Origin of the sequence: Saccharopolyspora soli (assembly GCF_022678645.1) — a bacterium.
Classification (GTDB): domain Bacteria; phylum Actinomycetota; class Actinomycetes; order Mycobacteriales; family Pseudonocardiaceae; genus Saccharopolyspora; species Saccharopolyspora soli.
On record NZ_JALBWV010000001.1, the window covers coordinates 169,103 to 193,368 of the forward strand.

Genomic DNA, 24,266 nt, shown 5'->3' on the forward strand with positions numbered 1-24,266 from the left:
TTCACGAAGCCTCGGCGTAGGCGAGCGCTTCCTCGGGCTCCGGCAGCGGGCTCTCCAACCCGAATTCGACCGCCGCCGCCATCTCGTCCCGCACCACGTTCGCCAGGTCGTCGGCTTCGGCGGCGGTGAGCACACCTCCGGTGACGAGGGCGCCCCGGAACCGGGGGATCGGGTCGCCGCGTTTGGCGGCCTCGTACTCCTCGACCGCGCCGAACACCACGACCGCCTCGTGCTCGGGGAAGTGCAGCGGCACACCGGGCGGCGCGATGATGTTGCCGTGCGCGCTCAGCCGGTACACCTTGGACTCCACGAGCGTCGGCCCCCCGCCCCCGCGCGCCCGCGCGACGGCCTCGGCGACGGTGTCGTGCACGGCGATGGGGTCGCCGCCGTCCACGGTCACACCGGGCATGCTGTATGCGGTGGCCTTGATCGACAACGGCTCACCGGCGGCCGCGTTGGCGTCCTCCTGGTCGCTGCGCGTGACGACGTTGTAGTTGTTGTTCTCCATCACGTACACGATCGGCAGCTTCCAAAGCGACGCGATGTTCAGCGATTCGTGGAAAGCGCCCTGCTTCGACGCGCCGTCGCCGAAGAAGCACAGCACCACCTGCCCCGCGCCGCGCACCTGGGCGGCATACGCGACACCGGTGGCCTGCGGGATGTTCTGCGCGACGATGCCGGAGGTGCCGAGGAATCCGCGGCTGGGATCCGCGAGGTGCATCGAACCGCCGTAGCCCTGGCACAGGCCGGTCTTGCGGCCGTAGATCTCCGCCATGATCAGGCGCGGGTCGGTGCCGAGCACGATCGGGTACCCGTGGCAGCGGTACGTCGCCATCAGCTGGTCGCCGTCGCCGATCGCCGCCAACGAGCCGACGATGGACGCCTCAGCGCCGTCGGCGAGGTGCGTGTGCCCGCGGATGACACCGGGGTGCTCGGTGAAGGTCCGCTTCACCCGCTCCTCGAACTCCCTGACGCGCAGCATCTGGTTGAGCATCCACACCCGGCGGTCGTCGTCGACTCCGCTCACCGTGGGGCCTCCTGCATCGAATCGTGGACGGAGCGCACCGTCCGGTCGAACATTTCGGAGATGGGCAACGCGCGCAGTTCATCGGAGAGCACCTCGACGCCCCACGGGCCGTCGTAGCCGAGTTCGCGCAGCACCGACACGTAGCCCCGCACGTCGAACTCGCCCTCGCCGGGCAGCCGCCGGTACCGCGTGGTCTCCGAGACGTGGTCGGGCATGTCGGCCCGCATCCCGTCGCTGAGTTCTACATAGGACAGATAGCGGGGCGGTATGACGCGCAGGTCCTCCGGTGTCAGACCGAGCTTGCCGAGGTGCCAGAAGTCCACCGCCAGCCCGCTGTTCTCGGCACCGGCGCCCTCGACGACTTCCAGTGCGGTGTCGAGGGTCGGTGCGTTGAGGTCGAAGGGCATCAGCTCGTAGACGATCGGCGCGCGGTGCCGCGTGGCGGCGTCCGCGCACAGCTCGCCGAAGCGGTCGATGAGCTTGGCGCGCTCGCACGGCGTGCCGAGGATGTTGCCGACCTTGATGTGGTGCGCGTCCAGTTCCGCGGCGGCGTCGAAGAGCAGCTTGCGCGTCTCGTCGGAAGCCTGCCTGCCGGGCGTGCCGGGGTCGAGGAACCAGTCGTTGAGGAACTCGATCTCCAACACGTCGAGGCCGTGGTCGCGGAAGATCTGCCCGATCTCGGCGAGACTGCGGTGTTCGAGCAGGTGCGCGAGGTCGGCGTGCCACAGGCCGAGGCCAGCCATCCCGGTGCGCGCGGCTTCGGCGCAGCGCTGCGGCCAGTCGAACAGGCTCCACTCGCGGCCGGTGTGGACCTCGACCGGACCGGCTGTGGTCCAGTACGAGCCGAGTATGCGAGCCGTCATGGGTCGCTCCTTCCCCCGAGCAGCAGGGCCAGCGGTTCGGTGAGCAGTTCACGCACGCGCGCCAGGAATGCCGCCGCGTCGGCGCCGTTGAGGATGCGGTGATCTGCCGTGAGCGTCGCGCGCAGCACGCGGCCTACCGCTAGCACGCCGTCGCGCGCGCACGCGCGTTCCTCGACGGCGCCGACAGCGAGGATCGCCGCTTGCGGTGGGTTGATCACGGCGGTGAACTCGCTCACCCCGTACATCCCGAGGTTCGACACGGTGAACGTGCCGCCGTCGAGTTCGGCGGGTGTGAGCAGACCCGTGCGGGCGCGCTGGGCGAGCGTGTGCGCGGCGCGGTCGATGTCGGTCAGGGTGCGGGTGTCCGCGTCGAACACGGTGGGCACCAACAGCGCGTCCTCAGCTGCCACCGCGATCCCGACGTTGACCCGTCCGTATAGGTGGAAGGTGTCGTCGAGGTATGCCGCATTGACGCGCGGGTGTGCACGCAAGGCGAGCGCGACCGCCTTGACGACCATGGCGTTGTAGGTCGGTGCCTCGCCGGTGACCGTCGCGATCCGGTCCCGCAGCTCGGCGCAAGCGTCCATGCCGATCTCGGTGGTGACCGTGAATTCGGGGATCGTGCGCTTCGCCTCAACCATCCGCGCGGCCACCGTCCGCTGTCCGGTGGTCGGCTCGACGACCGTCACCGCACCCCTGGCATCCTGCTCAGCACTGGCGGATGGCGTGGCCGCCTCGACGTCGGCGCGCACGATCCGCCCACCGGGGCCGGTTCCGTTGATGGCGGCGAGGTCGATGTTCTTGTCCCGAGCGAGTCGTCTTGCCAGCGGAGACGACTTGAGCCGCACGTCCGCGGTGGCCGCTTCGATCCGCGCGATGGGCGCGCCCACCGCGCGGGTTTCGCCCGCCCCGGCAAGGATTTCCAGCCGCCCGGCGAGCTCAGCCTGGTAGGTCACCGTCGCTTTGTCGGTCTCGATCTCGACCAGGTCGTCGCCGGGGCGCACCTGGTCGCCGGACTCCCGCAGCCAGCCGACGATCACCCCGTCGCGCATCGACTCCGACAGCCGGGGCATGAGCATCTCGGACACCGCGTCACCAACCCGCGACGGAACCGGCGTCCACCGGCATCGCGATGCCGGTGACGAACGACGAGTCGTCCGAGCACAACCACGCGACGGCGGCGGCGACCTCGGCCGGATCACCAGGACGGCGCATCGCCTGCGGGCGCAGGATCTCCTCCTGCCGCTGCGGGCTGATGCCGCTCATCAGCGGCGTCATGATCGCTCCAGGGCACACGGCGTTGACCCGGATCCCCTCCTCGGCGTACTCGATGGCGCCGTTCTTGGTCAACCCGACGATGCCGTGCTTGCTGGCGGTGTAAGCGCTGAGCAGTCGCACGCCGCGCAGGCCCGCGTTCGACGAGGTGTTGACGATCGACCCGCCGCCACCGCGCAACATCTGCTGGATCTGGTACTTCATCCCGAGGAAGGTGCCGCGCAGGTTGACCGCGATGACCCGGTCGAACTCGGCGGCCTCGGTGTCGGCGAGCAGCTTGTGCACGCCGATCCCCGCGTTGTTGTGGGCGAAGTCGAGGGAACCGAACCTTTCGACGACGTGCGCGACGAGCGCTTCGTTGTCCTGCTCGCTGGCGACGTCGCAGGCGAAGAACTCGGCCCGCCCGCCAGCGTCCTCGATCGTCCGGACGGTTTCCGCGCCGCCCTCGCGCGCCGATTCGAGATCGGCCACGACGACCGCGGCACCCTCGGCCGCGAGCCGGATCGCGCAGGCCCTGCCGATTCCGCTCGCCGCACCGGTGACCAATCCTGCCTTGCCGTGCATCACGCTCGAAAGCTAAGCGCACCGGGCCGGGAAGACCTTAGTCTGCGTGCGGGATTACTTGCCCATTCATGCGCGTCGCGGCCGCCCGCCGCACCTCCCGCGGGCTCTGGCCGTACTCGCGCTTGAAGACGTTCGAGAAGTGGGCGGCATCGGAGAAACCCCAGCGGAACGCGATTTCCGTGACGGTGCTGGCACCGGGCTGCTCCAACTCGGCGCGGCAGCGCGCCAACCGGGACTTGCGCACGAACGCCGCGACCGACTCGCCGGTGTCCTCGAACAGGCTGTGCAGCGAGCGCAGCGAAATCGCGTGCGCCCTGGCGATGGACTCGGGGCCGAGACCGGGATCCTGCAGGTGGACCCGGATGTAGCGGCGGATGTCGGCGCGCAGCGCATCGCGAGCGGCGGCCTTGCTGCCGGGTAGCCCCGGCTCGACCGCGGCCCGCAGCAACTCCAGCGCAACGTCGGTGGCGGTGCTGACGGCCGAATCCGCACCAGCGGCCAGACCGGGCAATTCGTCGGCGAGCGCGTCCAGGTATCGGACGAGCAGGCGTGTGCTGGGACTTTCGCCGAGCGAGGGCAGCGCCTGCAGGTCGGCCAGCCGCGGGCACACCGCGAGCACCCGGTCCCTCGGGAAGATCAACGTGCGTTTCACGAACGGCTCGACGACCTCGACGTCGACCGGATGCGCACCGTCCCACAGGATTGCCTCACCGGAGGTGACCACGTGCTCGCCGGAGGCGTAGCGGATCCGCTCCGCACCCCGGCGGACCGTCTGGAAGCCGATCGCCGATTCGCCCACGCCGCCCATCAGCACGTCGTGGCGCCCGGAGAACGGCGTGCACACGCAGTCCACCAGCGTCAGCTCGCCGAACCTGCGGCGCACGACCGTGCCCTGGAACTTCTTGGGCGTGCGATGGGTGAACCGGACGTCGAAGCCGACGTGAGTCGACGCCAGGATGTCCGCCCACTCGTCGGCGACGCCGAAGCGGTCGGCCGTTCGCTGGATGCACCAGCGTTCGGGCGCGTTCGACAAGGGCGCCATTGCCCCGCCTCCCTGTTGCCGTGCGATCGTCCGGTCAGCCTGTCTCGAAAGGTGCCCTGCTTTCAACCGCCGTCTTGGCTACGCGCGCGCGAGTTGTTGTCACTTCACGCGGTTCCGACCGCGTTCGCGGAGTGTGGCGGTAGCGTCGCGGAGGGTCTGCGGAAGGGAGTGTCACGTGCGTGCCGGAGTGTTCCGCGGTGCGGGGCGGATGCCGATCGAGCAGGTGCCCGATCCGGTGGCCGGACCCGCCGACGTAGTGCTGGAAGTGCGGGCGTGCGGGGTCTGCGGCTCCGACCTGCACGCCTACACGCAGGGGTTGTTCACCAAGCCCGGCCAGATCATGGGCCACGAATTCGCTGGGGAGGTCGTGTCGGTCGGCGCGGAGGTCGCGGGTATTGCGCGCGGCGACCGGGTGACCGGGCTGCCCATCCAGCCGTGCGGAGCGTGCCGTCGTTGCCGCGAGTCGGTCGGGCACCTGTGCGAGGTGTGGAACACGCGCAGCATTGCGTTCGGGCTGCCGGGTGCCTTCGCGGAGCAGTTGCGGATTCCAGACGCGGTGCTCGGCTACAACGTCCACAAGTTGCCGGACGCCGTGACCTTCGAAGCAGGTGCGCTGGTCGAGCCGCTCGCCGTCGCCGTGCACGCTGTCCGGCAGGCGGCGCTGAGTCCGGGCCAGTCCGCGGTGGTGCTCGGCCTCGGCACGATCGGACTGCAAGTGGCGCAGGTCCTGATGGCCGAAGGAGCGTCGCCGGTGATCGGCGTCGACCGATCGCCGCTGCGCCGGTCGATCGCCGAACGGCTCGGCGTCACGGTGTTCGCCGACGTGGCCGACGTGCCCGGTGACCCGGAGATCGACACCGTCTTCGAGGTGACCGGCGCGCCTGCCCTGGTGGCTCATGCCGCCGAAATAGCCCGCCCACGGGGAACCGTGCTGATCGTGGCGCTCTACGAGGAGCCCGCCCAGTTGGACCCCACGCGGCTGGTGCACAAGGAGCTCACGGTGCGCGGAAGCGCGATGGTCACCCCGGAGGACTTCCGCGACGCCATCGACCTGCTCGCAACCGGAAAGGCCCAGACGGAACCCCTGATCACGCACCGCAAACCGCTGGCCGAACTGGGCGCCGCCTTCGACGCGCAAACGGACGCGGACCAAGCGGTGAAGGTCATGGTCGTGAACGACTAGGGACTGTTTCAGCAGTGGCCTGCCCGGACCGCAAGTGGCTACGCCGCCGGTAAAACCAGCCCCGGCCGCGCAGCCGGTTTCGAACGGGGACCGCCGATCTCCTGCGGCTGCGGTCGCCTGTCAATGTGGCCGTCACCGCCAGGTAGGCTCCGCACCGTGACGGATGATGCACGGGATGGCGACATCGCCGCAGCTGAGGCCGATCTTCCGGTCATCGACATGTCTGTTCCCAGCATTGCACGGGTCTACGACGCATTCGTCGGCGGCAAGGACAACTACGAGGTCGACCGCGCGCTGTACCGGCAGGTGCTGGAATTCGCGCCGGAAGCGCCCGCGTTCGCGCGCGAGCACCGCGACTGGCTGATCCGGGTCGTCCGCTTCCTCGCTGGCACCGCCGGAATCGACCAGTTCCTCGACTGCGGCTCCGGGCTGCCCACCGCGGAGAACACCCACCAGGTGGCACAGCGCGTCAACTCCGAAGCGCGGGTCGTCTACGTCGACAACGACCCGGTCGTGCAAGCCCATGGGCGGGCGTTGCTGGAGGAGAACGATCGAACTCGCTTCGTCGCGGGCGATCTGACGGATCCGGCTGCTCTGCTGGCCGATCCGATGGTGCGCGGGCACCTCGACTTCAACCGGCCCCTCGCGCTCATCCAGTGCAGCACCATCCACCACGTGCCCGATTCGCAGGATCCGAACGGGATCATGGTGGCTTACATCGACGCGCTGCCATCCGGCTCCTACGTCGCCCTGACCCACTGGTACGACCCGGCCGACGGCAGTGGCGTCAGCGCAACCGCACGCCGCATCCAGGACTTGTTCAACAACGGCGGACTGGGCTCGGCGACGTTCCGCAGCCGAGCCCAGATCGAGTCGCTGTTCACCGGACTGGAACTGCTCGAACCGGGACTGACCCGAATCGCGGACTGGTGGCCGAGCGGACCGAGGCTCAAGCCCCTCGCCGACATCGACGACATAGTCCTCGGCGGCGTCGGACGCAAGCCGTGAATCCCCGCGACCACACTCTGCACCACAGGATGACGGGCCCGATTGGGGTCGCGAGTGCGTAACCGGGCTCCAGTCCGGCTGTGCACTCACGAGATCTTGACGCCTCGTGCGGGTACGGCTTAATGTCCGTTGCGCGAAGTTTCTGAAACTTTCCGGAACTTTCCGGGAGACGTCGGTACCCAGGAGCGGAGTCCGCGATGATGCCGAACCGCCTCGTCACCGCCACTTTCGTCGCAGCGCTCGCAGTTCCGCTGGTAGCCCAAGCCGCTGCTGCGCAACCCACCGATCGCGGCGCGCCCGACACGCTGCGCGCGGCGGCGCCCGAGGGGTTCGTCATCGGATCGGCCGTCGCAGGCGGCGGCCACCACTCGGAACAGCCCTATCCCGATCCGTTCACTTCGGACGCGCCGTACCGGGACGTGCTCGCCAGCGAGTTCAGCTCGGTCTCGGCGGAGAACCAGATGAAGTGGGAGTACCTCCACCCCGAGCGGGACCGCTACGAGTTCGGCATGGCCGACGCGATCGTCAGCTTCGCCGAGCAGCACGGCCAAGCGGTGCGCGGGCACACCCTGCTGTGGCACAGCCAGAATCCCGAGTGGTTGGACAACGGCGACTTCTCCGCCGACGAGCTCCGCGAGATCCTGCGCGAGCACATCATGACCGTGGTGGGCCGCTACGCGGGCCGCATCCAGCAGTGGGACGTGGCCAACGAGATCTTCGACGACTCCGGCAACCTGCGGACAGCGGAGAACATCTGGCTCCGCGAGCTCGGACCGACCATCATCGCCGACGCGTTCCGCTGGGCCCACGAAGCCGATCCCGAGGCGGAGCTGTTCTTCAACGATTTCGGCGTCGAGGGCGTCAACGCCAAGAGCGACGCCTACTACGCGCTCATCAAGGACCTGCAGGCCCAAGGCGTGCCGGTGCACGGCTTCTCCGCGCAGGCCCACCTGAGCATCGAGTACGGTTTCCCCGCCGACCTGGAGGAAAACCTCCGCAGGTTCGACGAACTCGGCCTCGCCACCGCCATCACCGAGCTCGACGTGCGGATGATCCTGCCCGACAACGGCGTGCCGACCGATGCGCAGCTGGCGCAGCAGGCCGACTACTACCGCCGAACACTGGTCGCCTGCCTGAACGTCGACGGCTGCGACTCGTTCACCATCTGGGGCTGCACGGACAAGTACTCCTGGGTCCCGGTGACTTTCCCCGAAGAAGGAGCGGCAACGGTCATGTGGGACGGCTTCGTCCGCAAACCCGCCTATTTCGCGCTGCGCGACACGCTCGCCCAGACACGGGACAACCGCTGATCCAGGACCTGATCAACACCGATGATCCGAGGTCGCTGCGGGTCATGCGACCGGTACCCGCATCACCGGCCGGTAGTAACCGGCGGGCCACGGTTCGTCGCCGATCTCAACCAGGGCGGGAGGTTCGTAGGTGAGCTCGTGCTCGGTCATGCGATCAACTTCTTTTCGGGAGTGCTTTGGTGTTCCGCGTACGCCGAACGCTCGATGTGCGCTGGCATCCGGTCAGGGACCCGAGAGTCCCGTTCCGGTAAATGCCGTAGTTGTCCAGAGCGCTTTCTTCGCACTTTCCTGCCAGGGCGGGTGAAACGCAGACGCCCTGCGCCCCTGAGCCGTGCGGTCATCGGGACCTCCGGATGACCGCCGCACCGAGCGGGGCGAGCACGACCTGCTCGCGCACTTCCTCGCCGGACAGCAGATCCGTGCCGCCGGGCGACACCGGGATGGTCGCTTCCTCGTCGGCGCTGTGGTTGAGCAGGAACAGGAACTCCTCCTGCTCGCCCTGCCTGGTGGTGCATTCGACGTGGCTTGGCACGTTCGGGTGCGGCTGGGTGACGTCGGCCGCTGCGACGGCCTCCAGCAAGACCTGGTTGAAGGTGAGCTCGTCCAGCAGCGTCGCCAGGTACACGACTAGTCCGACGGCAGCCCGATTTGGTCGAGCAGGTTGACGATCGGGCTGGTGCCGGGCAGGTAGAGGAACGCCCAGATGATCGAGGCGATCACGCCGGGAATGGCGTAGGGCAGGAACGCGACCATCTGGAACACGCTGCGCAGCCGGACCACCACGGTGTCGAAGATCAACGCCATCAGCAGCGCCAACCCGAGCAACAGCGCGCAGCGCGGATGTTCCTCTGCGGCAAGGGATTCCGAGCTGGGCTCCGTGCAGCGGAGGTCGGGCTAGCGGTGGGCTGAACGGTGGCGGGCGGCGAGCCGTTGCGAGCTCTGCCGGATGATGAGCTCCGGGGCCACCTGCACGCGCTTTTGAAAGTTTCGGTCGCCACCGATCTGGTCCAGGAGCAGTTCGATGCTCCGCTGGCCCACGGAGGCGAAGTCCTGCCGGACCGTGGTCAGCGGCGGTGGGTAGTACGCGGCTTCCGGGACGTCGTCGAAACCGGCCACGACGACGTCGTCGGGTACCGCGATACCCGCCTCCGCGAAGGCGTGCAGCAGACCGATCGCCATCTGGTCGTTGGCCACGAACACCGCCTGCACGTCACCCCGTCTCGCCAGTTTGCGGCCGATTTCGTAGCCGTTCGCGGGGCTCCAATCGCCGCGCGGCGGATCGGGTACCCGTGCACCGGCGTGCACGAGTTCCTGCTGCCATCCGGCCAGCCGCGCCTCGGCCTCCAGCCAGTTGGCCGGTCCGGCCACGTGCCACACCGTGTCGACGCCCTGGTCCAGCAGGTGCCGCGTGGCCATCCGCGCGCCGAGTTCCTGGTCGACGCTGACGACCGGCAGCCCCGGAGCGACGCCTCCTTCGGCCACGACCAGGGGCAGCGTGTCGCGCAGCGTGTCGAGCGCGGCGACCGTCCCCAGGACCGGGGCGATCACGACGATCCCCTCCACGCCCTGATCGGTCAGCCGAGACACCGCCTCGCGCAGGCTGGCCGGGGTCGGTACCCCGGAGTTCGCGACGGCGACGAAGTAACCGGCCTCGCGCGCCGCGCGCTCGACGCCGTTGAGGGTTCGCATCGGCCCGTACAGCGTGGTCTCGTACCCGATCACGCCCAGCGCCTGGGAGCGCTTGGTCACCAGGGCGCGGGCGGCGCTGTTGCGCCGGTACCCCAACCGCTCGATCGCTTCCTGGACGCGTCGGCGGGTGTCGGGGCGAACCGAAGGGTGACCGTTGAGCACCCGCGAGACCGTCTGGTGGGAAACGCCAGCGGCCCGCGCGACATCCGTCACGGTCGCTGCCCTACCGGCCCGGTCGGGCAGATTCGGCTGACTGGCCATTCGCGGTCTCTCGCAATTTGGCCCGGAGTGGTCATGGGCCGTGTCCTGCCGAGGAAATAGCTCCTCAGTCGTTCGCAGTACCGACACTACATGTTAGCGCTAACAGATCTTTGATCATACTGTCCGCAGGCGAGCGGCCATCACGGGATCTTCGATCCGCTGTTGAGTTCGGGCATCGACCGGAATCCGCGATTTGTTCTTTAATTCTCCGTTTTCCGGCTGACCGTGACGCGCTGATTCGAACACGCCGTGCAGCCGGGGCAGCCACTCGCTGGTCGTGAGTTCCAGCAGCAGGCAGCTCGAATACCTGCCAGCCGCCAGGACGAATGGCGGCTGGCGGTGACGACATCCGGCTCGCGCGGCGCCACGCTCGCAATGGGGGTTCGTCAAGCGGGGCCCGAGGAGAGAGCAACCATGATGCCATCAGCAGCGGGCGCGGCCCCGGACCAAGCCGAATCCACCGAAACCCAGCCGCGCAAGCCGCGGACCAGACCGGGGTGGGTGCGGATCTTCGTCAGCGGACTGGTGCTGTGGTTGGGCTCGGTGCTGGTCACGTTCACGACCGGGAACGTCACCCTGATCCCCACCATCATCCTGCTGGGCAGCTTCCTGATCCCGGTCACCTTCGTCGCCTACGCCTTCGAGCACTCCGATCAGGTCGTCACCGGCCAGCGGGTCTTCACCGCCTTCGTGTCCGGCGGGGTGCTCGGTGTGCTGGGGGCCTCCGTCCTGGAGTCCGCCTTCCTCGGCCGTCCTTTCGGGCTGACCTACCTCGGCGTCGGACTGATCGAGGAGGCCGTCAAGCTCGCGGCGCTGTGGTTGCTGGCGCGGCGCTTGCCCCGCTACACGATGCGGGACGGGATGGTGCTGGGTGCCGCCGTCGGGTTCGGCTTCGCCGCGTTCGAAAGCGCTGGCTACGCCTTCAACGCGCTGTTCACCTCTGGCGGCGGCCTGTCGCTGCTGAACCTGGTCGAGACCGAGGCGCTGCGCGGCATCGCGGCACCGGTCGGGCACGGGCTGTGGACGGCGATCCTCGGCGCGGCGCTGTTCGCGACCGCCGCGCGGCGTGGCCGACTGAGGCTCGGCGGCGCGATCTTCGGTTGGTACGCGCTGGTGGTTGTGCTGCATGCCATGTGGGACGGCTCGCGGGGTATCGCGGGCTGGCTGACGCTGGTGCTGACCGGCACGCCGCGGCAGTGGCTGCTGATCGAACTCGGCGCGGCGTCAACCGCGACCCAGGGCCAACTGCACCTGTACACGGCGCTGATCTGGGTGTTGTTGCTGGTGGACGCGCTCATAGGTGTCCTGGCGCTGCACGGTCGCTGGCGGCGGGCGACCGCCACGCCGCGTCCGCCCGCGGAAGACGACGCGAATGACCGAATGTGATCAGCCGCGACCCGAACTCGCAGGAATGCGCTTCGGGGGTCGCGCTGGAAGGGTGGCGTTGTGTTCCGATGCCTGATCGTCGACGACAGTCCGCGTTTCGCCGCTGCCGCTCGCGGGCTGCTGGAAGGCGGGGACATCGCGGTCGTCGGGGTGGCCGCCACCGGTGCGGAGGCGTTGTGGCGGGCGGCCGAAATGCGGCCGGACTTCGCCCTGGTGGACATCGATCTCGGTGAGCAGAGCGGCTTCGACGTGGTCCGGCGACTGCACCGCGAAGCTGGCCTCGCGCCGTCCCGGCTGATCCTGATCTCCACCCACGCCGAGCAGGACTACGCGGAGCTGATCGAGGCCAGTCCGGTGGTCGGGTTCCTGTCCAAGACCGAGCTGTCCACCGCCGCCATCCACGAACTGCTCCGGCGAGCCCACGACGACGAGGGACCGGTCAGCGGGCTTCCAGGAAGGTGACCACGGCCAGCACCCGGCGGTGCACGTCGTCGGTTTCCCCGAGATTCAGCTTGGCCAGCACGTGCCGCACATGCTTCTCCACCGTTCCCTCCGTGAGCCACAACCGGCGGGCGATGCCCGCGTTGGAGCGCCCTTCGGCCATCAATGCCAAGACCTCGCGCTCCCGCGCGCTGAGCGCGGCGAGCGGGTCGTCGCGCCGGTGTGCGGTGACCAGTTCCCGCACGAGCGCAGGGTCCACGACCGAACCCCCTTTGGCGATGCGCTCCAGCGTGTCGACGAATTCGTCGACGTTGGTGATGCGGTTCTTGAGCAGGTAACCGATCCGCTGCCCGGTGGCCAGCAGTTCCATCGCGTGCTCCACCTCCGCATGCGCGGACAGCACCAGGATGGCGGTCTCGGGGAACTCGGCGCGGATCACCCGTGCCGCGTCCAGGCCCTCGGTGGTGTGCGTCGGGGGCATCCGGATGTCGACCACCACCAGCTCGGGAACCAGGTCGCGCACCAGCGCGAGCAACCCCGAGCTGTCGCCAGCCTGCCCGACGACGTCGAAACCCGACCGTTCGAGCAGACTGGCCAGGCCCTCGCGAAGCAGGACGTCGTCCTCGGCCAGAACTACTCGCACCACGGCTCCATCGGTTTGACCAGCATCTTCGACCAGCGTCTCACCGGTAAGCGTCCCACGCTGTGGGCATGTCGTGGAGACCGCGCAACCCGTCCGAGCCCCAGCTCAGCGCCGGGCTGACGCGCCGCATGCTCATCGCCAGCGGCCTGCTCGCGCTGGTCATCGGTGCTGCCTTCGCCGTCCTGCTCGCCTCGGTCGCCGACCTGCGCGCGTCGGAGCGCAGCACCCGCCAGTCCGAAGAGGTGGTCGTCGCGGCCAACCGGCTGGAGCGGCTGGTCGTGGACGTCGAGGCGGGCGAGCGCGGATTCCTCGTCACCGGGCAGGACGACAGCCTCGCGCTGTGGCGATCCGGGCAGGCTGCCATTCCCGCGCAGGCCGAGACGCTGCAACGCTTGGTGGCCGACAGCCCCGGACAGCTCGGCCTGGCCAGGCAGATCCAGCAGGCTGCCAACGCCTACATCCAGGACTACTCGACCCCGTTGGTCGAGACCGCGCGACGAGACCTGGCCGCCGCCCGAGCTCAAGCGGCCAACGGCGAGGGAGTGCGACGCATCGACGCGATCCGGGCTGAGTTCGACCGCCTGGTGACGGTCGAACAGGGTCTGGAGGTGGAGAGGCAGAGCCGCTCCGGCGCGGCTGGCCGCCGCGCCATCGCCGCGGCCGCCACCGGTCTCGCCGGATCGATCCTGCTCATCGTCATTTTCGCGGCCTACCTCGCCCGCGTGATCGTCGGGCCGGTCCGCCGGGCCGCGGCGATGGCCGGTCGGCTCGCCAGCGGCGACCTCGGCGCGCGGCTGCCGGAGCGCGGTGTTGGCGAGATCGGTGTCCTGGAACGCAGTTTCAACACGATGGCGCGCTCGCTGCAGTCCAGCCGGGAAGAGCTCGCCGCCTCGCGGGCCCGGATCGTGGCCGCGGCGGACCAGGCGCGGCGACGCATCGAGCGCGACTTGCACGACGGCGTCCAACAGCGGCTGGTGTCGCTGGCACTGGAACTGCGCGCTGCGGAGGCGGCCGCGACACCCGAGCTCAAGCAGCGGCTGGCCGGTGTCACCAGCGAGCTGGTGGGTGCGACCGACGACCTGCGGGAGCTGTCCCGTGGTATCCACCCGGCGATGCTGTCCGAGGGCGGACTACCGCCTGCGCTCCGGGCGCTGGCCCGCCGCTCGGCGGTGCCGGTCGAGCTCACCGCGGACATCCCGGAGCGGCCGCTCGAACAGGTCGAGGTGGCGGCGTACTACGTCGTCTCCGAGGCGCTCACCAACGCAGCCAAGCACGCCCGCGCATCGGTGGTCCACGTGGCGGTGTGGGCGCGGGACGACGGCCTGCACCTGGTGGTCCGCGACGACGGCGTCGGTGGTGCGACGACCGGGCAGGGCTCGGGACTGGTCGGGCTGACCGACCGGGTCCAGGCGCTGGGCGGAACGATCACGATCACCAGCCCGCCAGGCGAGGGCACCACGCTGGTGGTGGATCTCCCCACCGAAGTCCGCTGACCAGCACCCGGCCACCAACCCTTCGCTTCGGTCACACGTCGAATATCGCCGCACCGAGACCTCCAGTACGAGGTGAATATTCCAAAATCTCCACACCACAGCCTGTCAACCGCATCGGTGGACCACTCGCCGATAGTCGCAATTCCGGGCGGCGGCACTTAGCGTGTTTAACGCCCACAATGGCGAGATTCTCAATTTGAGAATGTTCCTCCGAGAGGAGCGTCCAGTGACGACGGCACTCGACAACCTGCATGTGGTGATGCTGGAATCCCTCCAAGATCCAGAGGTTGACGTCAAGAACTACAAGAACAACTTCCACACCCTGACATCCACTGCTGGCCAGGTTTATAGCTACAAGATTGCGCAGCTGAACGACCCCTCGCAGTGGCCTGGCGGTGCGGGGGCGTATTACGCGGCGCAGCAGAGCTGGAACAACGTCGCGTACGACCTCCAGAACTGGGCCAATACGACCCTCAAAAAGGCCAATTTGAACATCAGCGATTTCGTCTACGACGACGTCACGATTTCCCCTCGGTTGACCGAAGCGATCAAGTGTGCAGAACAATTGATCCAGAACCCGGGCGACGACCAGACGAAGGTCGACTTCCAAAAGGTGTCGAGGTGTAGCGAACCTTGGGAACATCGACCTTCGCACGTCGTTTTCAACTTGTTCGTCACGTCAACTTGGGGTGTTCGGCTATTCCGAGTCCGTCATGCCTGCCAGTTCCGTTAGCCGACGTTCGATGAAGCGCCGCTCGGCGCCGTCGTCGGTGAGTAGTCGGGCACGTCGGTAGGCGTCGCGCGCCTCGTCGATGCGCCCCAGTCGTCGCAAGAGCTCGGCTCTGGTCGAGTGCAGGTAGCGGAAGTCCTCGAGTCCGAGTTGGTCGACGATGTGAAGGCCCGCATCGGGGCCGTCCGTCTCCGCGACTGCGATCGCGCGGTTGAGCTCCACGACGGGGGAGCCGGTCAGGCGCGCTAGCTTGCTGTACAGCGCTCCGATCTGCGCCCAGTCGCATGGAACCTCGGCATGCAAGGAGGCGATGGCAGCCTGGATGACATAGGGCCCGCGCCCGCCCAGGGCGAGCGCCCGATCGAGCTCGGCGCGGCCTGCGGCGATCAGCTTGGGGTCCCACCGCGATCGGTCCTGATCATCCAGCAGCACGAGTTCGCCATTGCTGAACCGCGCCTCGCGGCGAGAGTCGTGCAAGAGCATCATTGCCCGCAGCCCGAGAACCTCCGGGTCGTCCGGGAGCAGTTCGGCCAGCGCCCGTCCCAGCCAGAGTGCCTCCGCGGCCAGCTCGTCACGCCCGCCGTAGCCCTCGTTGAAGATCAAGTAGACAACCGCGAGTACGGCATCGAGACGTTCGCGGAGCAGGTGATCTGGTGGCACCCGAAACGGGATCCTCGCGGCTTTGATCTTGCGTTTGGCGCGCACCAGTCGCTGTGCCATCGTTGATTCGGGCACCAAGAAGGCGCGGGCGATCTCGTCAGTACGGAGCCCGCCCAGGGTGCGCAGGGTGAGCGCCACCTGCGCTTCTACCGCAAGCGCCGGATGGCAGCAGGTGAAGATGAGTTCCAGACGCTCGTCCCGGAAAGTCAGTGGCGGTTCTGGCACGTCCCGACGCCCTTCGCTTATGAGCACCCCAAGCTTGGCCGCCAGGACCCGGTCGCGACGGATGCGGTCGGTCGCTCTGTTGCGCGCCGTCGTCGTCAGCCAGGCGCGCGGGTTCCGTGGGACGCCCTCGCGTTGCCACCGGTCGGCGGCTGTCGCGAAGGCCTCCTGTGCTGCTTCCTCTGCGAGGTCGAAGTCCCCGACGAACCCGACCACGCTCGCCACGATGCGGCCCCATTCCTCTCGGAAGACCCGCTCGAGCTCGATTACCAATACACCTCCGAGGGACGAATCTCCACGGCGCCGCCGTACCGCGCCGCTGGAACACGAGCGGCCACCTCGATGGCCGCGTCGAGGTCCTCGGCCTCCAGGATGAACAAGCTGCCCACAGCCTCTTTCATCCCTACGAACGGGCCGTCGGTCGTCAGAGTCTTGCCGCCTTCCACGCGGACGGTGGTCGCGTTCGCCGGCACACCCAGCGGCGGTACCGACGTAACGCCCGCCATCTGCCTGATGCCCTGGTAGTCGTCGTGCACCTGTTGCTGTTCATCCTCCGGCAGCGAGGCCTGCCGCTCCTGGGCGTCGCCCTGATAGACCAGCATCACGTACTTCATTCCATCTCCTCCTGCTCTCTGCCAGCCGCCTTCATCAGGCCAGGGATTCGAGATACTCCTGCGTCTCTCGCTTCTTGAAGTATTGCGCCCAGCCAGCCGGCTGCGCCCCGAACTGAGGTTCGCGGGCGGTTGGGTCCGCACCGTGCTCGACCAGAACTCTCACGGTCGCCAACTCGCCGGCCGCCGCCGCGTGGTGCAAGGGTGTGACGCCGTCGGAGGTGACGCCGTTGACCTCGAAACCAAGGGTCACGAGCAGTCGAAGCGCCGACCAGTTACGCGACTCGGCAAGCCGCGGCACCAAGTCCGCGTGTTCATCGCGCAGCCCGGGTTCTGCGGCCAGCAGCGACTGCAGCGTCGTCTCGTCAGCAGCCTCGGCCGCCTCTACAAAATTCATGTTCCTACTCCTCACGTGATGGCCACTCAAACCCAGGAACTACCGGTGAGCTCCAGGCCCGAACTCGCTGACCGGGCCGTTCAACCACTAAGACGAATGAGCAGTCGCGGAATCGACAGCTCCAGGCGAAAAGGCTGACTGCTTACGAGGCTCCGCGCGTGCCTAGCCATGCGTGGGAGCTTGGCGAACTGACCCTCAACTTTGATCGGCGCCAAGGATCGGGACCTCGACCTCGACCTCTACCCGACCACGGCCCCGGCACCCGCTACACCCTGCGCTGGGGTCGGTCGGCGTTGCGCGACTTCGCGGTGGTGCCGCCCGGCAAGGGGATCATGCACCAGGTGAGCCTGGATAAGCTCGCGCGCGTCGTCGTGGCCGAAGCGGGCTGGGCGTACCCCGACATCTGCGTCGGCACCGACTCGCACACCACCATGGTCAACGGCATCGGCGTGCTGGGCTGGGGGATAGGCGGAATCGAAGCCGAAGCGGCCATGCTCGGCGAGTCCATCAACATGCTGCTGCCCGCGGTCGTCGGCGTCCGGCTCACCGGCGCGCTGCCGGACGGGGCTACCGCGACGGACCTCGTGCTCACGATCACCGAACTGATGCGCGGGCACGGGGTCGTGAGCAAGATCGTCGAGTTCTACGGCGCGGGTGTCGGAGGGCTCTCGGTGCCCGACCACGAGCCCGGAGTTCGGTTCGACCCGCGCCTACTTCCCGATCGACGCGGAAACGATCCGCTACCTGCGGTTCACCGGACGCGCAGCCGACCAGGTCGCGCTCATCGAGGCGTACGCGAAGGCGCAAGGCTTGTGGCACCAGCCGGAATCGGTCGCCGACTACACGGAAACGGTCGAATTCGACCTGAGCACCGTGCAGCCGTCGCTGGCCGGACCACGACGGCCCCAGGACCGAGTTCCGCTGCGCGACGCATCGCGGAATTTCCGCACCGCACTCGCCGAATCATCACCCGATGCGGACCCAGCCACGACCATCCCGCTGCAACTGAACGGCACCGAGCACGCACTGCACCACGGCGTCGTGGGAATCGCGGCGATCACCTCGTGCACGAACACGTCGAACCCGGCCGTGATGATCACCGCCGGTCTGCTGGCGCGCAACGCGGTGCGGCGCGGGCCGCGGAGCAAGCCGTCGGGAGGTGTTGCGCGCGGCCGTCGGTGCACGACCTTCACCGAATCCGGAGAGTCTGCGGGTGGCGATTTCCCGCGAAATCGTCACCCATCCCCCCACGAGGAGCGCCGATTTCGCGAGAAATCGGCGCGTCCGCTCTCACTGCCCAGCGCGGACTTCGGCTGCTACGGCGACCACGATCGTCGCGGCACCGGCTAGGACCACCGGGTGGAAGGGCTCGCGGAGGGCGAACACTCCGATCAGGTAGGCGACGACCGGGACCGCATAGGCGTAGGTGCTGACCAGGGCAACCGGGGCAGCCCGCAGCAGCCAGTTGTAGAGCACGAAACCGGCCAACGAATCGATCAACACCAAGTAGCCGAGCGCGAGCCAGGAGCCGGTGGCGACTGCGGCAGGCGCGAAATCGCCCGGCTCGCCCCGGAAAACGCCGATGGCGAGCAGAACCAGGCCGCCGACCAGCAGTTGCACGACGGTCGCGGCCCGCGCGCCCGGCAGCGAACCCGACCGCGACGCCCACAGCGTCCCGCCCGCCCAACTGATCGCGGCGCCAACCACCACGAGCACCCACGCCGACCACCGGACACCGCCTCCTGAACCGGCGACCAGCACCACGACCACCCCGGCGAAGCCGACCAGCAGCCGCGCGACACCAGCCCGAGTTGGCCGATCACCGACGGCGACCCGCAGCACCACGACCCACAGCGGGACGACCGCCACCAGCAGAGCGGCGGTGCTGGCGAAGACGTGCTGCTCGGCGACGGCCACCATGCCCTGCGCGCCCAGCAAACAAACGCCGACCCCGGCGGCGGTGCTGAGTTGCCGACGGCTCAGCCCGCGCAGCGCGCTGGGCCGGGCGGCGCCGAGCACGATCCCGGCCACCACGAAGACAGTTCCGGAAGCCAGCAGCGGAGGCAGCGTCGCCACCATCACCCGCATCGCCGGGAACGACGAGCCCCAGCACAACCACAACCCCAGCATCGCCAGGACCACCGCGGTCGAAGCGCGTGGCCGAGACGAAGTCGTCACCGGAGAGGACATCCCACCGATCCTCCCAGGAATGTCCAACGATTTGCTCGATCCAGATCCGGAGTCCGCTGTGGACGGGCAAGGTCCAGTCGTGAGTGCGAAACCGGCCTCCAGCCCGGTTGTGCACTCACGATCGCGTTCGGGTGAAGGGTGAGGGGCACCTTTTACCAAGTAAGTTGGTGAAGGGTGCCCCTCACCTGTTCCCGTCGCCGGTTGGGGTGACGAAGTGTGGGCTCGTTAGAAGGGGCTCTTGCGGAGTCCGAAGTGGACTTGGGCGATCTTCATCGCCGTCCACTGGTACTGGGCCGAGATGTGTCCTCGGTACATCGAGACGTCGCGGAAGTAGCGTTGGATCGGGTGTCCGGCTCGGGCCGCGGACGAGCCCGCGGAGCGGTAGAGCAGGCCCACCGCTTCGCTGGCCAGCTCACCGGCTCGCTGGATGATCCCGTACAGGCGGACGTCCTTCTCCATGGTGAAGGTGATTCCCCGTTCGACCAGATCCGCGCAGTACTCCATGTACTGGTCGCAGGCTCGGATCACGATCGCCTCCGCCGCGTCGGTCATGGTCATGGCCATGCCGAGGTCGGCTTGGTGGTGCGGGTCGTCGCGGCGCAGGCCGAACGGCGGGAAGAGCATCGTCCGGGTGTTGATGATGTCCTCGTACTCGTCCACGGCGGCCTTGGCCGCGCCCACCATCGGCGTGACCAGGGCCAAGTGGAAGAACGCGGCGACCGGCCCGAGGTACATCGGGTTGCCGTGCAGCTCGTTGCCTTCCGAAGGCTTTTCGTAGTCGTGGTTCACCCAGTCGAACAGGCAGGTGCGGTGCGCGGGCACGAACACGTCGTCGGCGACCACGGTGTTCGAGCCGCTGCCGCGCAGACCGAGCGTGCCATCACCGCTCCAGTCGTCGAGCACCCGGAACTCGCCGCGCGGGATGATCGCCGCGATGATCTCGGGCAGGCCGTCCGGCCCGACGCTGTCCTTGACGGTGGCGTTCACGGTGGCATACGTGGAGTAGGGGACACCGGACTGGTAAGGCGATGCGCCGGTCACCCGGAATCCGCCGTCGACCGGCGTGGCCTCGACCGCGCCCGCGACGCTGTGCGAGGACCGGAAGTACCCGGCCGGGTTGTTGAACACCTCGTCCTGTGCCTCGGCTGACCAGTGCGACGCGGTGGTCAGGTTGTGGTTGTGGCCGAGGCTGTAGCACCAACCGGTGGAGGGGTCGCCTCGGGAGATCTCGATGACCACCCGCGCGTAGGCGGACAGGTCCATTTCGAGCCCGCCGTATCGGCGCGGGGTCAGGATTCGGTACAGGTCGGCGTCCATCAGGGCGTGGTGCACGTCTTCGTCGTAATGCCCCCTGGCCTCCGCGGCGTCCTGCTGCGCGCGGAGCATGGGGCGCAGGTCCGCGGCCCGCTGGACCAACTCGCGGGCCGTCGGTTCGTTGCCGACCGACCCGACCTGGTCAGCCAAGTGGTGCGTCAGATCCACGATGCCCTCGCCTTCGACGTTGCGGTTGCCGGACTTCGCTGCTGGGTCGTTGCGGGTAACTCGAATCCGGTTCCCCGGCCGTTTGCTGTCGTACCAGAGTTCCAAGCCGCCCGGTAGTCGCTTTCCGCACGAAGGAGACCTGTTCGGGCCGCGCCAACCGAGTGGTAGATGGGCGAAACTCCGCGCAGGGGCCGGAAACTCCGTGCGGCTGCCGCGCTGAGCTGGTGAAACCCAGATTCCGGGCTTCGCTGAACCGGCGGGAACGTAGCCGCGCGGCCGGTCCCGATCCTGGCATCCCGCGGCAAACCGGACGCAGGCGTGCAGATGCTCTCCCAGGCGAGGTTTATCAGGTTCTTGACGGTCGTCGCGGAATGCTGCAATATCCTCAACGCACGACGAGGTGCATCCGGTTTCTCCCACGGTCGTCAGCACCTCGGACTCCATTGTGGACAGGACGAGGTCTGTTATGCCCTCTCGACGGTTTTCGCGGTTGCCGCGCGGTCTCCTGGTTCTCATCGCCGTACTTCTCGCGCTGGTCACCAGTGCCTGTGCCGGGGGCAGTGCGAACAACAGCAACACGATCACGCTCGGGCTCCCGGTCGAGGCCACCACGCTGGCCTCGGTCTACCTGGCCAACGAGCGGAACATGTGGGCCGAACGCGGTCTCACCGTCAACACCGTGACCTTCAAAGGCGACGCCGAACTGGCCAAAGCCGTGCTCTCCGGCGACGTCGACGTGGCGATCGGTTCGCTGACCGGGCCGCTGACCGCAGAAGAGGCTGGCCAGGACGTCAAGGTGTTCTACGGCGGTTTCGACATGACCGCGTTCGCCTGGTACGGCACGCCCAACATCCGCAGCGTCGCCGACGGCAAGGGGCAGAAGTGGGGGGTGACCACCCTCGGCTCCTCCACCGACCTGCTCACCCGGTACGCGGTGGCGAAGGCCGGGCTGAACCCGGACACCGACATCAAGATCATCCAGGGCGGCGCGTCCGCCGCCCGGCTGGCGGCCATGCAGGCGGGCCAGTTGCAGGCCAACATCTTCACCCAGCCGCAGACGGTCTACGCCGAAAAGGCCGGCTACAACAAGATCCTGGACCTCAAGGACGTGGTGGACAGCTACCCGATGCACGTGGTCTGGGGCAAGTCGTCCTTCCTGGACGGCAATCCGGACCGGGCCAAGCGGTTCGTCGACACGCTCTCCGCGGCGATGCAGATGACCAAGGACCAGCCCGATGTCGCCGCGCAGGCGATGGCCACCGCGGTCAAGATCTCGCCGGAGGACGCGAAGGCCAGCATGACCGAGTGGATCGACCAGCTGTACCCCGACGGCCGGTTGCCGTCCCCGCAGGCGATGGACGCGTTCTGGGACATGGGCTTGCACGCCAAGGTCTTCAAGGCCCGCATCCCGGACTCGCAGTGGCTGGATCCCCGATTCCTGCCCGCGGCGAGCTGACGGAAAGGTGACCATGGCGCACATCTCCTTCGACCAGGTGCAGATCTCCTACCCCGGGAAGTCCGGCGCCTTCACCGCCGTGGACGGCTTCGCCGCCGACATCGAGGAGGGCGAGTTCGTCACCATCGTCGGCCCGAGCGGATGCGGGAAGTCCAGCGTGCTGATGGCCGCGGACGGGCTCGTGCCAGTGGCCGGGGGCGCGATCCGCATCCAGGGCGAACCGATCACCAAGCCCGGACCCGACCGGGCCATGGTGTTCCAGGACGCGTCGCTGATGCCGTGGCGCACCGTGCTGCACAACGTCGCCTTCGGGCTGGAACTCGCGGGTGTCGGCAAGGCCGACCGGCTGGCGACGGCGGGGACGTTCGTCGAACTGGTCGGCCTCGCCGGGCGCGAGGACAGCTACCCGCACGAGCTTTCCGGCGGCATGCGCCAGCGCGTGGGCATCGCCCGCGCCCTGGCGATGGATCCGGCCGTGCTGCTGATGGACGAGCCCTTCGGCGCCCTCGACGCGCAAACCCGCGAGTTGATGGCTGGCGAGCTGCTGCGGATCTGGGATCTGGACCGCAAGACGGTGCTGTTCGTGACGCACGGCATCGACGAGGCGATCTTCCTGGCGGACCGGGTGCTGGTCATGGGCCAGAGCCCGAGCCGGGTCATCGAGGTGATGGAGATCGACCTGCCCCGGCCGCGCGACGCGGCGGTGCGGGCCAGCGAGGCGTTCGGGCGGTACCGCACCCACCTCGCGGACCTGCTCTTCGGCAGCTCGGCAGAGACCCCGGTGGCGCGATGATCGCGAGAATTCCGGTGCAGGCCCGGATCGTCGTCACCAGCGTGATCGTCGTGCTGGTGGGCTGGCAGCTGGCCGGTCAGTCCGGGCTGGTGGACACCAAGTTCACCAGCACGCCCACCGCGATCGCCCAGGCCGGGTGGGAACTGGCGCTTTCCGGCGAGCTGTGGAGCAACGCGCAGATCACGCTGCTGGAATTCGTCGCCGGATTCGTGCTGGCGGTCGTCGTCGGGGTCCCGCTGGGCATGCTGATGGGTTGGCGGTTGCGGCTGCGGCAGACCCTGGAACCGGCCCTGGTCGCGCTCTACGTCACGCCGTCGTTGGCGCTGCTGCCGCTGATCGTGCTGGCGCTGGGCATCGGTCCCGCCGCCAAGATCGCCATGGTGTTCATCGAGGCGGCGATCACGATCGCGGTGAACGCGATGGCCGGTATCCGGGAGACCGACCCGCGCCTGGTCCGGGCGGCGCGTTCGTTCTGCGCCAACGACTTCGCGGTGTTCCGCAAGGTGCTGTTCCCCAGCGCGATGCCCACCATCATGGCCGGGCTGCGGTTGGGCGCCGGGCGCGGGGTGATCGCGGTGATCGTGGCCGAGCTCTACGGCGGCACCCAGGGCATCGGCCTGCAGATTTCCAGCTACGGCCAGAGTTTCGTCATCGCCCCGCTGCTGTTCCTGACGCTGCTCGTCGCGGTCTTCGGCTACTGCGTGACCACGTTGCTGCGCGTCACCGAACGCAGGTTCTCGTCCTGGAAGGGGGCCTGATGACCAGGCAGAGCCGGATCATCCCCGTCCTGCTGGGCGGCGGGTTCCTCGTCGCGGTCGCGGTCGTCTGGCAGCTGGCCGCCGCACTGGGGTTGATCAACTCGTTCCTGACCTCGTCGCCGCAGCTGATCTGGGAATCCCTGATCAGCCAAGGAACGTCTGGATTGCTGTTGCGCAGCATCGGTATCAGCGCGCTGGAGCTGCTGATCGGGTTCGTGCTGGCCGCCGTGGTGGGGGTCGTGCTCGGCCTGGTCATGGGCCGCTACCGGTACGTGGAGTACGCGATCGAGCCGTACGTCTGGCTGCTGTACTCGGCGCCGATCGTCGCGCTGTTCCCGCTGCTGGTGCTGATGCTCGGCCTCGGCAGCCCGACGGTCGTCGCGATCGCATTCCTGATGTCCGTGGTGCCGGTGATCATCAACTCGATGCAGGGCGTGCGCAACGTCGATCCGCAGCTCGTGCGCGCGGCGAAGTCCTTCGGCGCGAGCGAAGCGGCACTGCTGCACAAGGTGATCCTGCCCGGCTCGGTGCCGACCATCATGGCCGGACTGCGGCTCGGCGTCGGCCGCGCGCTCGTCGGCGTGGTGGTCGGCGAGTTCTTCGCCGGTGACGGCGGAATTGGTTACAACATCAGCTATTTCGCCGGGCACCTCGGCACCACCGATGTGCTCGCGTCGGTCTTCGTGGTGATCGTGGCCGGTGTCGGACTCAACGTGCTCGCCCGCCGGTTGGAAGGGCTGGCCGACTCCTGGCGTGCGAGTCTCGACTGACATGGAGCGCAA

General features: G+C 68.2%; 25 protein-coding genes and 1 pseudogene. 12 read left to right on the plus strand and 14 right to left on the minus strand.

Translation table 11 applies throughout. The features are described 5' to 3' along the window. Nucleotide 1: 1 nt before the first annotated feature. Genes MOQ72_RS00730 through MOQ72_RS00750 form a run of 5 tightly spaced genes read right to left on the minus strand, consistent with a single transcriptional unit; the run spans nt 2 to nt 4,771 of the window. Nucleotides 2-1,027: a thiamine pyrophosphate-dependent dehydrogenase E1 component subunit alpha gene (locus MOQ72_RS00730; protein ID WP_242179793.1), complete on the minus strand. Its 1,026-nt coding sequence runs from the start codon at nt 1,025-1,027 to the stop codon at nt 2-4. Then, nucleotides 1,024-1,890, minus strand: a complete 867-nt coding sequence (locus MOQ72_RS00735; protein ID WP_242179794.1) for a sugar phosphate isomerase/epimerase family protein — start codon at nt 1,888-1,890, stop codon at nt 1,024-1,026. Before MOQ72_RS00735 ends, MOQ72_RS00730 begins: the two co-directional genes overlap by 4 nt. Then, complete coding sequence (locus tag MOQ72_RS00740) at nt 1,887-2,969, minus strand: dihydrolipoamide acetyltransferase family protein (RefSeq protein WP_242179960.1); 1,083 nt, start codon at nt 2,967-2,969, stop codon at nt 1,887-1,889. The genes MOQ72_RS00735 and MOQ72_RS00740 overlap by 4 nt, the downstream gene beginning before the upstream one ends. A 13-nt stretch (nt 2,970-2,982) precedes the next feature. Continuing rightward, nucleotides 2,983-3,729 (minus strand): SDR family NAD(P)-dependent oxidoreductase, encoded by a 747-nt coding sequence (locus MOQ72_RS00745; RefSeq protein WP_242179961.1) that lies wholly within the window; start codon nt 3,727-3,729, stop codon nt 2,983-2,985. Between the two features lie 37 nt (nt 3,730-3,766). Then, complete coding sequence (locus tag MOQ72_RS00750) at nt 3,767-4,771, minus strand: helix-turn-helix domain-containing protein (RefSeq protein ID WP_242179795.1); 1,005 nt, start codon at nt 4,769-4,771, stop codon at nt 3,767-3,769. A gap of 175 nt (nt 4,772-4,946) precedes the next feature. Here MOQ72_RS00750 and MOQ72_RS00755 point away from each other — a divergent pair, with 175 nt between their 5' ends. The 3 genes from MOQ72_RS00755 (at nt 4,947) to MOQ72_RS00765 (ending at nt 8,272) form a co-directional block, all read left to right on the plus strand. Then, complete coding sequence (locus MOQ72_RS00755; RefSeq protein ID WP_242179796.1) at nt 4,947-5,954, plus strand: zinc-dependent alcohol dehydrogenase; 1,008 nt, start codon at nt 4,947-4,949, stop codon at nt 5,952-5,954. Nucleotides 5,955-6,173: 219 nt separating this feature from the next. Continuing rightward, nucleotides 6,174-6,962 carry an SAM-dependent methyltransferase gene (locus MOQ72_RS00760; RefSeq protein ID WP_242179962.1) on the plus strand — a complete coding sequence of 263 codons (789 nt, stop codon included), beginning with the start codon at nt 6,174-6,176 and terminating at the stop codon, nt 6,960-6,962. A gap of 197 nt (nt 6,963-7,159) precedes the next feature. Then, complete coding sequence (locus MOQ72_RS00765; RefSeq protein ID WP_242179797.1) at nt 7,160-8,272, plus strand: endo-1,4-beta-xylanase; 1,113 nt, start codon at nt 7,160-7,162, stop codon at nt 8,270-8,272. A 337-nt stretch (nt 8,273-8,609) separates the two neighbouring features. Here MOQ72_RS00765 and MOQ72_RS00770 read toward each other — a convergent pair whose 3' ends face one another. The 3 genes from MOQ72_RS00770 to MOQ72_RS00780 all read right to left on the minus strand — a co-directional run bounded on the left by MOQ72_RS00770 (nt 8,610) and on the right by MOQ72_RS00780 (nt 10,222). After that, the gene (locus MOQ72_RS00770; protein WP_242179798.1) at nt 8,610-8,897 is read right to left on the minus strand and encodes a Beta-galactosidase C-terminal domain; all 288 of its coding nucleotides are present in this window, start codon (nt 8,895-8,897) and stop codon (nt 8,610-8,612) included. 2 nt (nt 8,898-8,899) lie between these two features. Further along, nucleotides 8,900-9,097, minus strand: a complete 198-nt coding sequence (locus tag MOQ72_RS00775) for a hypothetical protein (RefSeq protein ID WP_242179799.1) — start codon at nt 9,095-9,097, stop codon at nt 8,900-8,902. Between the two features lie 69 nt (nt 9,098-9,166). Then, nucleotides 9,167-10,222 (minus strand): LacI family DNA-binding transcriptional regulator, encoded by a 1,056-nt coding sequence (locus tag MOQ72_RS00780; RefSeq protein WP_242179800.1) that lies wholly within the window; start codon nt 10,220-10,222, stop codon nt 9,167-9,169. Between the two features lie 414 nt (nt 10,223-10,636). On the opposite strand from MOQ72_RS00780, the gene MOQ72_RS00785 reads away from it, so the two are divergent. Continuing rightward, nucleotides 10,637-11,608 carry a PrsW family intramembrane metalloprotease gene (locus MOQ72_RS00785; protein WP_242179801.1) on the plus strand — a complete coding sequence of 324 codons (972 nt, stop codon included), beginning with the start codon at nt 10,637-10,639 and terminating at the stop codon, nt 11,606-11,608. A gap of 60 nt (nt 11,609-11,668) precedes the next feature. Further along, on the plus strand, nt 11,669-12,070 hold the full coding sequence (locus MOQ72_RS00790) for a response regulator (RefSeq protein ID WP_242179802.1): 402 nt from the start codon (nt 11,669-11,671) through the stop codon (nt 12,068-12,070). Here the strand turns inward: MOQ72_RS00790 and MOQ72_RS00795 are convergent. Beyond that, a complete protein-coding gene (locus MOQ72_RS00795) occupies nt 12,048-12,692 on the minus strand; it encodes a response regulator (RefSeq protein ID WP_242179803.1) in 645 nt (214 codons plus the stop codon). The genes MOQ72_RS00790 and MOQ72_RS00795 overlap by 23 nt on opposite strands. 68 nt (nt 12,693-12,760) lie before the next feature. Here MOQ72_RS00795 and MOQ72_RS00800 point away from each other — a divergent pair, with 68 nt between their 5' ends. Next, nucleotides 12,761-14,185, plus strand: a complete 1,425-nt coding sequence (locus MOQ72_RS00800) for a CHASE3 domain-containing protein (protein WP_242179804.1) — start codon at nt 12,761-12,763, stop codon at nt 14,183-14,185. Between the two features lie 226 nt (nt 14,186-14,411). Beyond that, entirely contained in the window at nt 14,412-14,918 is a 507-nt protein-coding gene (locus tag MOQ72_RS00805) for a hypothetical protein (protein ID WP_242179805.1), read from the plus strand. Here the strand turns inward: MOQ72_RS00805 and MOQ72_RS00810 are convergent. From MOQ72_RS00810 to MOQ72_RS00820, 3 genes are read right to left on the minus strand one after another with little or no spacing between them, the layout of a single operon-like run. Continuing rightward, nucleotides 14,883-16,013 (minus strand): RNA polymerase sigma factor, encoded by a 1,131-nt coding sequence (locus MOQ72_RS00810; RefSeq protein WP_242179806.1) that lies wholly within the window; start codon nt 16,011-16,013, stop codon nt 14,883-14,885. The two genes, MOQ72_RS00805 and MOQ72_RS00810, sit on opposite strands and share 36 nt — an antisense overlap. Before the next feature lie 50 nt (nt 16,014-16,063). Continuing rightward, a complete protein-coding gene (locus MOQ72_RS00815) occupies nt 16,064-16,411 on the minus strand; it encodes a YciI family protein (protein WP_242179807.1) in 348 nt (115 codons plus the stop codon). 34 nt (nt 16,412-16,445) lie between these two features. Continuing rightward, the gene (locus tag MOQ72_RS00820) at nt 16,446-16,805 is read right to left on the minus strand and encodes an ankyrin repeat domain-containing protein (protein WP_242179808.1); all 360 of its coding nucleotides are present in this window, start codon (nt 16,803-16,805) and stop codon (nt 16,446-16,448) included. Between the two features lie 272 nt (nt 16,806-17,077). On the opposite strand from MOQ72_RS00820, the pseudogene MOQ72_RS00825 reads away from it, so the two are divergent. Then, a pseudogene (locus MOQ72_RS00825) lies at nt 17,078-17,957 on the plus strand (aconitase family protein); the annotation flags it as partial. A gap of 138 nt (nt 17,958-18,095) precedes the next feature. Here MOQ72_RS00825 and MOQ72_RS00830 read toward each other — a convergent pair. Together MOQ72_RS00830 and MOQ72_RS00835 are read right to left on the minus strand one after the other, a co-directional pair. Beyond that, nucleotides 18,096-18,983: an EamA family transporter gene (locus MOQ72_RS00830; protein WP_242179809.1), complete on the minus strand. Its 888-nt coding sequence runs from the start codon at nt 18,981-18,983 to the stop codon at nt 18,096-18,098. Nucleotides 18,984-19,220: 237 nt separating this feature from the next. Then, nucleotides 19,221-20,582 carry an acyl-CoA dehydrogenase family protein gene (locus tag MOQ72_RS00835; protein ID WP_242179810.1) on the minus strand — a complete coding sequence of 454 codons (1,362 nt, stop codon included), beginning with the start codon at nt 20,580-20,582 and terminating at the stop codon, nt 19,221-19,223. 385 nt (nt 20,583-20,967) lie between these two features. Between MOQ72_RS00835 and MOQ72_RS00840 the strand changes: the two genes are divergently transcribed. Genes MOQ72_RS00840 through MOQ72_RS00855 form a run of 4 tightly spaced genes read left to right on the plus strand, consistent with a single transcriptional unit; the run spans nt 20,968 to nt 24,254 of the window. Then, nucleotides 20,968-21,933, plus strand: coding sequence for an ABC transporter substrate-binding protein (locus tag MOQ72_RS00840; RefSeq protein WP_242179811.1), 966 nt, complete (start codon nt 20,968-20,970; stop codon nt 21,931-21,933). Between the two features lie 13 nt (nt 21,934-21,946). Then, nucleotides 21,947-22,726 carry an ABC transporter ATP-binding protein gene (locus tag MOQ72_RS00845; RefSeq protein ID WP_242179812.1) on the plus strand — a complete coding sequence of 260 codons (780 nt, stop codon included), beginning with the start codon at nt 21,947-21,949 and terminating at the stop codon, nt 22,724-22,726. Further along, on the plus strand, nt 22,723-23,484 hold the full coding sequence (locus MOQ72_RS00850) for an ABC transporter permease (protein WP_242179813.1): 762 nt from the start codon (nt 22,723-22,725) through the stop codon (nt 23,482-23,484). Before MOQ72_RS00845 ends, MOQ72_RS00850 begins: the two co-directional genes overlap by 4 nt. Further along, nucleotides 23,484-24,254, plus strand: a complete 771-nt coding sequence (locus MOQ72_RS00855) for an ABC transporter permease (RefSeq protein ID WP_242179814.1) — start codon at nt 23,484-23,486, stop codon at nt 24,252-24,254. The genes MOQ72_RS00850 and MOQ72_RS00855 overlap by 1 nt, the downstream gene beginning before the upstream one ends. The last annotated feature ends 12 nt before the right edge of the window (nt 24,255-24,266 follow it).

Excerpts from the sequence above, each read along its gene's own strand:
- MOQ72_RS00735 (WP_242179794.1), bottom strand. The coding sequence starts at position 1,890 with ATGACGGCTCGCATACTCGGCTCGTACTGGACCACAGCCGGTCCGGTC.
- MOQ72_RS00740 (WP_242179960.1), bottom strand. The coding sequence starts at position 2,969 with ATGCTCATGCCCCGGCTGTCGGAGTCGATGCGCGACGGGGTGATCGTC.
- MOQ72_RS00745 (WP_242179961.1), bottom strand. The coding sequence starts at position 3,729 with ATGCACGGCAAGGCAGGATTGGTCACCGGTGCGGCGAGCGGAATCGGC.
- MOQ72_RS00750 (WP_242179795.1), bottom strand. The coding sequence starts at position 4,771 with ATGGCGCCCTTGTCGAACGCGCCCGAACGCTGGTGCATCCAGCGAACG.
- MOQ72_RS00760 (WP_242179962.1), top strand. The coding sequence starts at position 6,174 with ATGTCTGTTCCCAGCATTGCACGGGTCTACGACGCATTCGTCGGCGGC.
- MOQ72_RS00765 (WP_242179797.1), top strand. The coding sequence starts at position 7,160 with ATGATGCCGAACCGCCTCGTCACCGCCACTTTCGTCGCAGCGCTCGCA.
- MOQ72_RS00780 (WP_242179800.1), bottom strand. The coding sequence starts at position 10,222 with ATGGCCAGTCAGCCGAATCTGCCCGACCGGGCCGGTAGGGCAGCGACC.
- MOQ72_RS00785 (WP_242179801.1), top strand. The coding sequence starts at position 10,637 with ATGATGCCATCAGCAGCGGGCGCGGCCCCGGACCAAGCCGAATCCACC.
- MOQ72_RS00800 (WP_242179804.1), top strand. The coding sequence starts at position 12,761 with ATGTCGTGGAGACCGCGCAACCCGTCCGAGCCCCAGCTCAGCGCCGGG.
- MOQ72_RS00815 (WP_242179807.1), bottom strand. The coding sequence starts at position 16,411 with ATGAAGTACGTGATGCTGGTCTATCAGGGCGACGCCCAGGAGCGGCAG.
- MOQ72_RS00820 (WP_242179808.1), bottom strand. The coding sequence starts at position 16,805 with ATGAATTTTGTAGAGGCGGCCGAGGCTGCTGACGAGACGACGCTGCAG.
- MOQ72_RS00845 (WP_242179812.1), top strand. The coding sequence starts at position 21,947 with ATGGCGCACATCTCCTTCGACCAGGTGCAGATCTCCTACCCCGGGAAG.
- MOQ72_RS00850 (WP_242179813.1), top strand. The coding sequence starts at position 22,723 with ATGATCGCGAGAATTCCGGTGCAGGCCCGGATCGTCGTCACCAGCGTG.
- MOQ72_RS00855 (WP_242179814.1), top strand. The coding sequence starts at position 23,484 with ATGACCAGGCAGAGCCGGATCATCCCCGTCCTGCTGGGCGGCGGGTTC.